The organism is Flavobacterium undicola, assembly GCF_009909155.2.
GTDB classification, from domain to species: Bacteria; Bacteroidota; Bacteroidia; order Flavobacteriales; family Flavobacteriaceae; genus Flavobacterium; species Flavobacterium undicola.
In genome coordinates, this window is the sequence record NZ_JAAAPM020000008.1 from 1 (window position 1) to 12,855 (window position 12,855).

At 33.9% G+C, this 12,855-nt stretch carries 12 protein-coding genes; 7 read left to right on the forward strand and 5 right to left on the reverse strand.

From position 1 onward, the window contains the following. Positions 1-377 precede the first annotated feature (377 nt). Positions 378-1,919: a glycine--tRNA ligase gene (locus GTZ96_RS06270; RefSeq protein WP_161641995.1), complete on the reverse strand. Its 1,542-nt coding sequence runs from the start codon at positions 1,917-1,919 to the stop codon at positions 378-380. A 97-nt stretch (positions 1,920-2,016) separates the two neighbouring features. Here GTZ96_RS06270 and GTZ96_RS06275 point away from each other — a divergent pair, with 97 nt between their 5' ends. Both GTZ96_RS06275 and GTZ96_RS06280 read left to right on the forward strand, forming a co-directional pair. Then, positions 2,017-2,700 carry a ComF family protein gene (locus GTZ96_RS06275; protein ID WP_161641997.1) on the forward strand — a complete coding sequence of 228 codons (684 nt, stop codon included), beginning with the start codon at positions 2,017-2,019 and terminating at the stop codon, positions 2,698-2,700. Between the two features lie 166 nt (positions 2,701-2,866). Continuing rightward, the gene (locus GTZ96_RS06280; protein WP_161641999.1) at positions 2,867-3,475 is read left to right on the forward strand and encodes a superoxide dismutase; all 609 of its coding nucleotides are present in this window, start codon (positions 2,867-2,869) and stop codon (positions 3,473-3,475) included. Positions 3,476-3,896: 421 nt separating this feature from the next. Here the strand turns inward: GTZ96_RS06280 and GTZ96_RS06285 are convergent, their stop codons facing one another. From GTZ96_RS06285 to purN, 4 genes are all read right to left on the reverse strand, one after another. Continuing rightward, positions 3,897-5,795, reverse strand: a complete 1,899-nt coding sequence (locus GTZ96_RS06285; RefSeq protein WP_161642001.1) for an amidophosphoribosyltransferase — start codon at positions 5,793-5,795, stop codon at positions 3,897-3,899. 188 nt (positions 5,796-5,983) lie between these two features. Further along, on the reverse strand, positions 5,984-6,907 hold the full coding sequence (locus tag GTZ96_RS06290) for a PfkB family carbohydrate kinase (protein WP_161642003.1): 924 nt from the start codon (positions 6,905-6,907) through the stop codon (positions 5,984-5,986). 76 nt (positions 6,908-6,983) lie between these two features. Next, a complete protein-coding gene (rnhA, locus tag GTZ96_RS06295; protein ID WP_161642005.1) occupies positions 6,984-7,463 on the reverse strand; it encodes a ribonuclease HI in 480 nt (159 codons plus the stop codon). Positions 7,464-7,465: 2 nt separating this feature from the next. Continuing rightward, complete coding sequence (purN, locus tag GTZ96_RS06300; protein WP_161642007.1) at positions 7,466-8,035, reverse strand: phosphoribosylglycinamide formyltransferase; 570 nt, start codon at positions 8,033-8,035, stop codon at positions 7,466-7,468. A gap of 175 nt (positions 8,036-8,210) precedes the next feature. On the opposite strand from purN, the gene GTZ96_RS06305 reads away from it, so the two are divergent. The 5 genes from GTZ96_RS06305 to pyk all read left to right on the forward strand — a co-directional run bounded on the left by GTZ96_RS06305 (position 8,211) and on the right by pyk (position 12,681). Continuing rightward, positions 8,211-8,447, forward strand: coding sequence for an acyl carrier protein (locus GTZ96_RS06305; RefSeq protein ID WP_007137004.1), 237 nt, complete (start codon positions 8,211-8,213; stop codon positions 8,445-8,447). Between the two features lie 185 nt (positions 8,448-8,632). Then, positions 8,633-9,886, forward strand: coding sequence for a beta-ketoacyl-ACP synthase II (fabF, locus tag GTZ96_RS06310; RefSeq protein WP_161642009.1), 1,254 nt, complete (start codon positions 8,633-8,635; stop codon positions 9,884-9,886). Positions 9,887-9,895: 9 nt separating this feature from the next. Continuing rightward, complete coding sequence (locus GTZ96_RS06315) at positions 9,896-10,636, forward strand: ribonuclease III family protein (protein ID WP_161642011.1); 741 nt, start codon at positions 9,896-9,898, stop codon at positions 10,634-10,636. Positions 10,637-10,750: 114 nt separating this feature from the next. Continuing rightward, the gene (locus GTZ96_RS06320) at positions 10,751-11,239 is read left to right on the forward strand and encodes an IPExxxVDY family protein (RefSeq protein ID WP_161642013.1); all 489 of its coding nucleotides are present in this window, start codon (positions 10,751-10,753) and stop codon (positions 11,237-11,239) included. A gap of 8 nt (positions 11,240-11,247) precedes the next feature. Beyond that, positions 11,248-12,681 carry a pyruvate kinase gene (gene pyk / locus GTZ96_RS06325; protein WP_161642235.1) on the forward strand — a complete coding sequence of 478 codons (1,434 nt, stop codon included), beginning with the start codon at positions 11,248-11,250 and terminating at the stop codon, positions 12,679-12,681. Positions 12,682-12,855 lie beyond the last annotated feature (174 nt).

A 12,855-nucleotide genomic window follows, 5' to 3' on the forward strand; every position in this document is an offset into this window, starting at 1 on the left:
CTTTGCAAGCTTCATCATTTGGCAATTCTTTTATAAAGTTTAGTATGCTTTGTCCTTCAAATACTTCCATAACGACTGTTTTTAAAGACATAAAAATACAGAAACTAAATGACTAACTCAAAAAAATGATTTTTTAACAAAAAAAGCACCATTTTAATAGGTTAAAAATAAACATTTAACTTATTCATTTATTTGGTTAACAATAGAAATCGATAAAGTGTAAATACTAATTGATAAAGGGTAAATAAATCCGACCAAGGGCACAACCCCCTCTTTTCCAGCTCCTAAATTTTAAAGTCATTACTTACATAAATCAGCAGAAAAACAAAAAAGGCTCTCCAAAATGGAGAGCCTTTTGCTATTTGTTTGAAAAAAAATTACATTTTCATTAACCAGTTTTTCATTGAAACTTCATTTTCAATAATTGATTTCAAATCGGTAATTTTAACACGATCTTGTTTCATGGTATCTCTATGTCGGATAGTCACCGTTTGATCTTCGACAGTTTGATGATCTACTGTAATACAAAATGGCGTACCTAACGCATCTTGTCTTCTATAACGACGACCAACAGCATCTTTCTCATCATAAGCCACATTAAAATCCCATCTTAAATCGGCAATAATTTGATGTGCAATTTCCGGCAAGCCATCTTTTTTAACCAATGGTAAAACAGCTGCTTTTGTTGGAGCTAAAACTGTAGGCAATTTTAAAACTGTTCTTGTAGATCCATCTTCTAAAGTTTCTTCTTTTAAAGAAGTAGCAAAAACGGCCAAGAACATCCTGTCTAATCCTACTGAAGTTTCCACCACATAAGGAACGTAATTCTGATTTAATTCGGCATCAAAATATTGCAGTTTTCTACCTGAATATTGTTCGTGTGCTTTTAAATCGAAATCAGTACGGGAGTGAATTCCTTCTAATTCTTTAAATCCAAAAGGGAAATTAAACTCAATATCAGCAGCAGCATTAGCATAATGAGCTAATTTCTCATGGTCATGGAAACGATAATTTTCTCTTCCTAAACCTAAAGACAAATGCCATTTTAAACGAGCTTCTTTCCAGAATTCGTAGTGCTTCATTTCTTCTCCTGGACGTACAAAAAACTGCATTTCCATTTGTTCAAACTCACGCATACGGAAAATAAATTGTCTTGCTACAATCTCATTTCTAAATGCTTTTCCAGTTTGCGCAATTCCAAAAGGAATTTTCATTCTTCCTGATTTTTGAACATTCAAGAAATTTACAAAAATCCCCTGAGCCGTTTCCGGACGCAAATACAAATCCATAGCTGAATCGGCAGAAGCACCTAATTTTGTACCAAACATCAAGTTAAATTGACGCACTTCGGTCCAATTTCTGGAACCTGATTCTGGACAAGCTATTTCTAATTCTTCTATTAACGCTTTTACATCAGCTAAATCTTCATTTCCTAGAGAACGAGCCATTCTTTCTAAAATAGCTCTTTCTTTAGCTTTATACTCAACCACTCTGGCATTTGTAGCAACAAATTCAGCTTCATTGAAAGCATCTCCAAAACGAACTTTTGCTTTTTCGATTTCTTTAACTGCTTTTTGATTAAGCTTTTCGGCATAATCTTCAATTAAAACATCGGCTCTATATCGTCTTTTCGAATCTTTATTATCAATTAATGGATCGTTAAAAGCATCTACGTGTCCTGAAGCTTTCCAGGTAGTTGGATGCATCAATATTGCTGCGTCAAGTCCCACAATGTTATCGTTCATCTGAACCATTGCTTTCCACCAATATTCGCGGATGTTCTTTTTTAACTCCACTCCATTTTGTGCATAATCATACACTGCACTTAAACCATCGTATACTTCGCTTGACGGAAAAATAAATCCGTACTCCTTTGCGTGCGAAACTACATTCTTAAATATATCTTCTTGTTTTGCCATAGTGGTGCAAAAATATAAAAAGTGAATTTAAAAAAAAGAAAAAAAATAAAGTTTGAAGCCTTGATTTTTATATTTTTAGGAATAAAAACCACTTCGCATGTTAAAAAGCATCCTAAATCTATTTTTTCCAAAAAGCTGCTCTGGTTGCGATGCGATTTTATTAGCCAACGAAAAAGTAATTTGCACCGTTTGCCGACACCATATTCCGCTTACCAATCATCATTTATTAGCAGAAAACGAAGCCTTTAAAAAGTTTTATGGTCGAATTCCTGTCGAATATGCCTCAGCATTTCTATATTTCCATAAAAAAGGGATTGTCCAAAAATTGATTCACAACTTAAAATACAAAGGCCACGAGGAAATAGGCAGACTTTTAGGTGAATGGTACACCGAAGATTTAAAAGAAACATTAAACTCTTTAAAAGCCGATGAAATAATTCCAGTTCCTTTACATCCTAAAAAATTTAGAGAAAGAGGCTATAATCAGGTGACTACTTTTGGTCAATCTCTTGCTGAAAAATTAAATTTGAATTATAATGAAACTCTTTTATTTCGAAAAGTATATTCGAAAACGCAATCTAAAAAGAATCTTTTAGGCAGAAGTGAAGGCATAGAATCCATTTTTGATGTTCACTTTACTGAGAAAGACCACAACAAACACTTTGTTATTATTGACGATGTAATCACAACAGGCGCCACTCTTGAAGCCTGCGGACACGCCTTATTAAAAATCCCCGGAACTAAAATCAGCATTATTTGCATGGCAATGGCACAATCCTAAAGTAAATAGCTACATAATTGTTATTCGAAAACAATTGTGTTTTGAACATTAAAAATAACAAAAAACCGCATTATTTAATTTATTTAACGAACAAGTATTTCGAATTCCAAACTTAAATGTTTAATTTTGGATAAATTATTTTATAAATCTTTAAATAAAAAATATCATGGCTTTTGAATTACCTCAATTACCTTATGCGTATGACGCACTAGAACCACATATCGATGCACGTACAATGGAAATTCACCATTCAAAACATCACAATGCTTACACAACTAACCTTAACGCTGCTATTGCTGGTACCGATATGGAAGGTAAAACTATTGAAAACATCTTGATTAATCTTGATTTAACAAATGGTGCAGTTCGTAACAATGGTGGAGGTTTCTACAATCACAATCTTTTTTGGACTGTTATGACTCCTAACGGAGGTGGACAACCAACAGGAGATTTATTAGCTGCTATCGAAGCTGCTTTTGGATCATTTGAAGAATTCAAAGCTAAATTCAGCAAAGCTGGAGCTACACAATTTGGTTCAGGATGGGCTTGGTTATGTGTTCAAAAAGGAGGGAAATTAGATGTTTGCGGAACTCCAAATCAAGACAATCCATTAATGCCAGGTGTTGGATGCGGTGGAACTCCAATCTTAGGAATGGACGTTTGGGAACACGCTTACTACTTAAACTACCAAAACAGAAGACCTGACTATATTGAAGCTTTTTTCAATGTAATCAACTGGACTGAAGTATCTAGAAGATATGCTTTAGAGAAATAATCTTTCTATAAGAACATAAAATAAAGAATATTGAGAATAGACGAACAGCCGAAAGGTAGTTCGTCTATTTTTTTTATCCTCACCCCAGCCCTCTCCAAAGGAGAGGGGAGCCGAAACTGGATATAATACCAAGTTAACAAAAAAGACTTTTTAGATAAAAGACCAATAGACCTGAAAGTATGTTTATCTGTTTTTTTTAGTCAGTTGCTAAATCTAAATTCTGCAATCTGAACTCCGCAATCTGAAACCTTGACTTTATTCCAATAAAAAAGGTGGAATTGCTTCCACCTTTTTTGCCCCAAATCTACCATAAACTTAACCTACTAATATTATGGTATAGCAAAGTTATGTTAGTTATAAGTTATGCACAAATATTCAAGACAAACAACCTAAAAAACCGATAAATAACTCAAATTATCAATTAATAAGCTCTCGCATCTTTACCTTCATAAAAATTCATAAAAGCACGATTAACCACTCTATTACCTCCTGGCGTAGGATAATCACCTGTAAAATACCAATCTCCAAGATTTTTAGGGCAAGCAATATGCAAATCTTCCACGGTTTGGAAAATGATTTTTACTTCAGCCTTAATTTCTGGTGAACTTAACATTTCAGCGATTTTATCCGAAACCTCTTGTGGTTGAAACGGCTCATAAATTGCAGTTACATAATTTACTACATCAGTGTCTTTGAAACTTTCCTGTGCTTTACATTTTGCATACACTTCATCAACAATATGATATAAGTTTCTTTCTTTCAAAAGTTCCAATGCCGCTCTAAAAGCAACTAAACCTTCTAATTTTGCCATATCAATTCCGTAACAATCAGGGAAACGTATCTGTGGCGCCGAAGAAACAATAACAATTCGTTTTGGATTCAAACGATCCATCATTTTAATGATACTCTTTTTAAGAGTTGTACCTCTAACAATACTATCATCAATAATAACCAAATTATCAGTAGGCTTAATTACTCCGTAAGTTACATCATAAACGTGAGCAACTAAATCATCACGACTACTATCCTCTGTAATAAAAGTTCTAAGCTTAGCGTCTTTAATAGCTACTTTTTCAGTTCTAATTTTTACAGCTAATAACTCCTGTAAAGTTTCAGCAGTTAAAGTATTTCTATTAGCTAAAATATAATTATTCTTTCTTTGATTTAAGAAATCCTGTGCCGCTTCAACTAATCCATAAAAAGAAGTTTCAGCAGTATTAGGAATATAAGAAAATACCGTGTTATCAGTATCCTGATCAATAGATTCAAGAACTGCTGGCAATATCAATTTCCCTAATTTCTTTCTTTCCTGATAAATTTCAGCATCACTTCCTCTTGAGAAATAAATTCGCTCAAAAGAACAAGCCTTTTTAACTGTTGGAGCTAAAATTTCTTTCATAGAAACCAATCCGCTTTTCTTAATAATCAAAGCATTTCCTGGATCAATTTCTTTTACTTGATCAAACGGAACATTGAAAACAGTTTGAATAACTGGTCTTTCTGAAGCTACAACTACAATTTCATCATCTTGATAATAATAAGCTGGACGAATTCCTGCCGGATCTCTAAAAACAAAAGCATCTCCATGACCTAAAAGACCTGCCATTGCATAACCTCCATCTAAATTCTTAGATGCTCTGGTTAAAATTCTGGCAATATCTAATCTTTCAGCAATTACTGGTGAAGCTTCACGCTTATTATACCCTTCATTTTTACATTCTTGGTACAAATCAGTTACAGCATTATCTAGAAAATGTCCAATTTTCTCCATCACCGTAACGGTATCTGCCATTTCTTTTGGATGCTGACCTAAATCAATAAGATTTTGAAAAAGTTCTTTAACATTGGTCATGTTAAAATTTCCTGCCAAAATCAAATTTCGATGCATCCAGTTATTTTGACGCAAGAAAGGATGCACACTCTCAATACTATTTTTACCAAAAGTACCATATCTAACGTGCCCTAAAAACAACTCACCTATGTAAGGAATATTTGCTTTTTGTGCCGCAACATCATCTACATATTCAGGATGATTCGCCATTTCTTCATTAATTCGCTCATTAATTTGAGCAAAAACATCTTGAATAGGTTGCGCCTGATTAGAACGCACACGGCTAATATATCGTTCACCTGGTTCAACATCTAGTTTTATACTTGCAAGCCCAGCACCATCTTGACCTCTATTGTGCTGTTTCTCCATAAGAAGATACATCTTTTGGATTCCGTAAAAAGCAGAACCATACTTCTCTTTGTAAAATTCAAGCGGTTTAAGTAGTCTAACTAAAGCTATTCCACATTCATGTTTTAAAGCGTCGCTCATTGTAGTTATATTTGTTGTGTTTGTGTTATTCTATAATTATTAAACTCTATTATAATAGATTTTAATATTTCTTATTTTAAGTTTCAAAGTTCTAACTTTTTTATTTTGCATCAATTAACCTAGATTAAGAAATCCAGTTAGATTTAGACATTGAACGAAAAAAGCCTCGTTTCCGAGGCTTCAAAGCATTATAATTCTATATCAAATTGTGTCAATGACTTAAACTGCTTTAATCGAGACACAACCTCTTGTTTATCTAAACTAACCATTCGTTCAGTTCCAAACTTCTCTACACAAAAGGAAGCTAAATTAGAACCATATATAATCGCATTTTTCATGTTTTCAAAAGAGACATTCTCACTCTGAGCAATAAATCCTGCAAAACCTCCTGCAAAAGTATCTCCAGCTCCTGTTGGATCAAAAACTTCCTCTAATGGCAAAGCCGGTGCAAAGAAAACCTGACTATCATGAAACAATAACGCTCCATGTTCTCCTTTTTTAATCACTACAAATTCAGGCCCCATAGCATGAATTTTTGCTGCAGCTTTCACTAAAGAATATTCTCCCGAAAGTTGTCTCGCTTCTTCATCATTAATTGTAATAACATCAACACGTTTAATTACATCTAACAATTCAGGTAATGCACAATCCATCCAAAAATTCATAGTGTCTAAAACTACTAATTTTGGTTTGCTTTCCAATTGATCTAAAACACCGCTTTGTACTAATGGATGTAAGTTTCCTAACATCACTACATCGGCATTTTTATAATTTTCAGGAACTTTTGGCTGAAAATCTGCCAAAACATTTAATTGAGTATCTAATGTATCTCTTGAATTCAAATCGTTATGGTAACGACCGCTCCAAAAGAAAGTCTTACCTCCTTTTACCACTTCAAGACCAGAAATATCAATATTTCTATCGGTCAATAAATCTAAATATTCTTGAGGAAAATCATCACCTACTACAGATACAATAGCTGATTGTAAATTAAAAAAAGCTGCTGAAAGCCCTATATAAGTACCCGCTCCACCTAAAATCTTATCGGTTTTACCGAAAGGGGTTTCAATTGCGTCGAAAGCGACCGTTCCAACAATCAATAATTTATTCATTTTATGAATTTCAAATTAAAGATGCAAAGATAGTTCATAAGTTCCATAGTTGCAAAAGTTAAAAGTGGCAAAATTATCATAAAATTTTACCCTCTTCTTTCTCATAAAAAACATCTATAGACAAGGATTTTTGATTAGAAGCAAACACTGCCAATTCATCGCAACGTTCATTTTGAGGATGATTATTATGTCCTTTTATCCATTTAAAATCAACCTGATGTTTTCTATAAATTAATAAAAATCGCTTCCACAAATCGGCATTTTTTCTCGCTGCAAAAGCTTTCTTTTCCCAACCTAAAACCCATTTTTTAACCACTGAATCGACCACATATTTAGAATCTGAAACTACTAAAACCTTCATATTTGGATTTTTTAGTTTCTCCAATCCTACAATTACTGCCAATAATTCCATTCTATTATTAGTAGTATAACGAAAACCCTCGTAGAATTCTTTTTTATGCGCAGTTCCCACTAACTCCATAACAACCCCATAACCACCCGGACCAGGATTTCCCTTTGCGGCTCCATCGGTATATATATGTACTTGATAATCCAAATTTATGATTTAGCTTTTAACAAATCTTCAACAACTCTGGGGAAATATTTTTGCTCTAATTCATGAATTTTTTCAGCAACCACCTCTGGTGTATCGGTTGTCAATACCGTCACTTGCTTTTGAAAAATAATAGTCCCCTCATCATAATTTTCATTCACATAATGAATCGTTATCCCTGTTTCCTTTTCTTTATTTTCAACAACAGCTCTGTGCACATGCATACCATACATTCCTTTTCCTCCATATTTTGGCAACAACGCAGGATGAATATTTATTATTCTATCAGGGTAAGCTGCAACAATAGCATCGGGGAATTTCAATAAAAATCCTGCCAAAACTATCAAATCCGGCTGAATGGCATTTATTTTTTGTACTAAATCACTTTCATATAATTCTGACTTTGTAAAAACCTCAACAGGAACAGCATGATTTTTAGCCCTGTCAATTACTTTTGCTTTTGCATTATTTGTAAAAACCCATACTACATTACCAATAGCCCCTCCTTTGAAATGCTGTATGATATTCTCAGCATTTGTACCAGATCCAGAAGCAAAAACAACAATTTTTTTCATAGTTCATCTCGTTTAAGTCACACAAAAAAAAGAATAAAAAACGAAATTAAATAGTATTAGGAAGTCTTTGTTCAAAATTATTTTCTATTTTAGACATCACATTTATCAACATATTGGTTATTTTAAAATAAAGTTTTTTATTTTTGCCACCAATTAAATTCTAAAATTAAAGATTATGTCAGACATTGCATCAAGAGTAAAAGCGATTATCGTAGACAAATTAGGCGTTGACGAAAACGAAGTTGTAACAGAAGCAAGCTTCACTAATGATTTAGGAGCTGACTCATTAGACACTGTTGAGCTTATTATGGAATTCGAAAAAGAATTTGACATTCAAATTCCAGACGATCAAGCTGAAAACATTGCTACTGTTGGTCAAGCTATCTCTTACATCGAAGAAGCTAAAAAATAATACACACACACCCGATTTTTAAAAATCTCAAATTTATTAAAAATCGGGTGTTATTATTTTTCAAATTTAAAGTACGATTGAATTTCAATCCATTATACATAATACAACACCCATGGCTCTTAGGTACTAAAACACAAAAGAAAGCGTGGGGTTTGTTTGTTTAAAGATAACAAAATACAGAATATATGGTATTAAGACGAGTTGTTGTAACAGGCCTAGGTGCTCTTACTCCTATTGGAAACAATATTGAGGAGTATTGGAACGGGCTTATTAACGGAGTTAGCGGAGCTGCTCCAATAACATATTATGACCCTTCAAAGTTTAGAACCCATTTTGCCTGCGAAGTAAAAAACTTCAATGTTGAAGACTTTATAGACCGAAAAGAAGCTCGAAAAATGGACCGTTATGCACAATATGCATTGGTTGCAGCCGAGGAAGCCGTACAAGACGCCGGTTTCGATTTTGAAAAATTAGACAAAGACAGAGTAGGTGTAATCTGGGGTTCAGGAATTGGCGGTTTAGAAACTTTTCAAATAGAAGTTCTTAATTATGCAGCTGGCGATGGTACACCAAAATTCAATCCTTTCTTTATACCAAAAATGATTGCCGATATAGCTGGTGGTCATATCTCTATTAAATACGGTTTTAGAGGCCCAAATTTCACAACCGTTTCGGCTTGTGCTTCATCAACAAATGCCATTATTGACGCTTTCAATTACATTCGATTGGGTCATGCAGATGCAATGGTAACTGGTGGTTCAGAAGCTGCAGTAACAATTGCTGGAATGGGAGGATTTAATGCGATGCACGCCCTTTCGACACGAAATGACGATCCAAAAACCGCTTCCAGACCTATGGACAAAGACCGTGACGGTTTTGTTTTAGGTGAAGGCGCCGGTGCTTTAATACTTGAAGAATACGAACATGCCATAGCCCGTGGAGCAACTATTTATTGCGAAGTTGGTGGTGGTGGAATGTCAGCAGATGCGCATCATATTACAGCTCCACATCCAGAAGGATTGGGCGCAAAAAACGTGATGTTAAACTGTTTGAGAGATGCTGGTTTAAAACCAACTGATGTTGACGGAGTGAATATGCACGGAACATCAACACCTCTTGGAGACATGGCCGAAAGTAAAGCTATCGAACAAGTTTTTGGAGAACATGCTTATACCATGAACTTGAATTCAACAAAATCTATGACAGGTCACTTATTAGGAGCTGCTGGAGCAATTGAAACAATTTCTGCTATCCTATCTATAAAACACGGAATAGTTCCTCCAACAATCAATCATTTTACAGATGATGAAAAAATAGATCCAAAGTTAAACTTCACTTTCAACGTAGCTCAAAAAAGAGAAATGAACGTAGTTATGAGTAACACTTTTGGTTTTGGAGGTCACAATGCTTGTGTATTAGTAAAAAAATTAGGATTCTAATTTTATACTATGAGTATATTCAAAAAAATATTTACAAAATCCCGTTCTCAAGAAGACGGGATTTTTTTTGATGCTATCCAAAAAATCCTTGGCTTCCCTCCTGGTAAATTAATTCATTACCAGAAAGCCTTTACCCACCGCTCTTCTGGAAAAGTGGATTCTACCGGCAACCCTATTAGTTATGAGCGTTTGGAATTTTTAGGAGATGCTATGTTGAGCTCTGTTATTGCTGCGCACTTATTTAACGAAGCACCATACGGCGATGAAGGCTACCTTACTAAAATGCGTTCTAAAATTGTAAGTAGAGAACATTTGAATGAATTAGGAAAAGACTTAGACCTAATTCGCTTTGTAGAAAGCAAAGTTCCCGTACAGCATTTTGGCGAAAACATACATGGAAATATTTTCGAATCTCTTATTGGAGCAATCTATCTGGACAAAGGCTATGCTTTTTGCGAAAAATTTATTCAGCAAAAAGTAATCATTCCTTATGTTGATATTTCAAGACTCGAAGGAAAGGTAATAAGCTACAAAAGTTTAATTATCGAATGGTGTCAAAAAGAAAAAAAACAATTTCATTATGACATTTTTGAGGACAACGCTATAGATGGACAACGTCTGTTTGGAGTTAAATTGAGCATTGACGAAAAAGTAATTGCAAAAGCAAGAGCAACTTCTAAAAAGAAAGCCGAAGAAAAAGCCTCTCAACGTGCTTATTTTGTATTTCAAGAAAAAATGAGCAAGAAATAACACTAAATTCCTCAAAACTACAACGTTTTCGTTTTAAATTTAACGAAATCATTATATTTTCGACACTTAAACTTCGATAGAAATAGTATATTTACATCTTTATTTTTAATGAAGATGGCTATTCATAAATTAAGTCTTGACGAATTTGATGAAATTGATTACAATCTTATCGCAATTCATACTTCTTTAGAAGATTACCGATTGGCATATTTTATCAATCAAAAACTTCCTATAAATCTAGCGAAGAGTGCTGATGAAGTTCAAATAAATATCAAAGAAGGAGAAACAAAATTTTCGAGATTTTATTTTTATGACGAAGAAAATACGGTAGCTTGGAATTTAGTTCAAAATAAAAACGAAGTCGTTCAAGAAAAAAACGACCAAGTTCAAGACCTATTTTCAAATTCGACTGAAGGCATTTCGACAAAAGTGTATCTATTGCCTGAATTTAAAAAAGCGGATTATTTTTTAAAAATAGACAATACCGATGACAGCATAGATGTCAATCAAATAAAAACGATATTAAATACTATAGACAACATAACAACAGTCTATATTGTTGAAACAAAACAAATAAAATCTAAAAACAATCTAATTTTTTAATGCAAATGATTACTACAAACAAAAAAACTAAAATTGTGGCTACCCTTGGGCCTGCATGCAGCACAAGAGAAATCATAAAGGACATGGTTGAAGCAGGTGTAAACGTATTTAGAATTAATTTCTCTCATGCTGATTATGCCGATGTAGAAAACAGAATCCAAATTATTCGTGATCTAAACGAAGAGTTTGGTTATACTACAGCGATACTTGCCGACTTACAAGGACCAAAACTTCGTGTTGGAATGATGAATGACGGTGTTGTTGTTAATGACGGCGATATCATCACTTTCACTACTGCTGAAGACATTGTAGGTACTGCCGAAAGAGTTTTCATGAAATACCAAAACTTTCCAAACGATGTAAATCCAGGCGAAAGAATCTTATTAGATGACGGAAAATTAATTTTCGAAATTGTATCTACTGACAAGAAAACTGAAGTTGTTGCTAAAGTAATCCAAGGTGGTGAATTAAAATCTAAAAAAGGAGTTAACCTTCCTAATACTAAAATTTCTCTTCCAGCTTTGACTGAAAAAGATATCGCAGATGCTATTTTTGCTATTGGGCAAAAAGTAGACTGGATTGCACTTTCGTTTGTAAAAACACCACAAGATTTAAAAGATCTTCAAGACTTAATTGCTGAACACGCTGAAAATAAAATTCCAATTATTGCCAAAATCGAAATGCCAGAAGCATTAGAAAACATGGATAAAATTGTTGCTTATTGTGATGCTTTAATGGTAGCTCGTGGAGACTTAGGAGTTGAACTTCCTGCGCACGAAGTACCATTGGTACAAAAAGACTTGATTCGCAGAGCTAAAACTGCTCGTATCCCAGTAATTGTAGCTACACAAATGATGGAAACTATGATCACTAGCTTGACTCCTACCAGAGCCGAAGTAAATGACGTAGCTAACTCAGTAATGGATGGTGCTGATGCTGTGATGCTTTCTGGAGAAACTGCTGCTGGAAATTACCCAGTACAAGTAATTCAAAAAATGACTCAAATCTTGGAAGCGGTAGAAAACTCTCCACTAATCCAAGTTCCACAAAACACACCACAAATCAAAACAAACCGTTTTATCACTAAAACAATTTGTCGTCATGCAGCAACTATGGCTAACTCTATTGAGGCAAAAGCTATTTCTACAATGACTAACAGTGGTTATACTGCTTTCCAATTATCAGCTTGGAGACCTAACACAGCTGAAATTTTAGTTTTCACTTCAAACAAAAGAATCCTTACACAATTAAGCTTACTTTGGGGAGTTAGAACTTATTTCTACGATAAAGAAGAAAGTACAGATACTACAGTAACTGACATTAACAGAATCGCTAAAGAAAAAGGACATGTTGTAAATGGTGATTACATCATCAATTTAGCTTCTATGCCTATTACAGAAAAAGGAATGGTAAACACTATGAGAGTTTCTGAAATTAACTAAAAAAGCTGTTTTTTTTTCAAAATATAAAATCCGTCTTGTTTAAATAACGAGACGGATTTTTTTGTTTTAACAAACATTCCAAACTATAATTCTGCAATAATTTTTCTTACTTAATCTTTAGATTTTCCTAGCTTTCCAATCAACTCATCTTGTTTTCGTTCAAAATTTAATTAC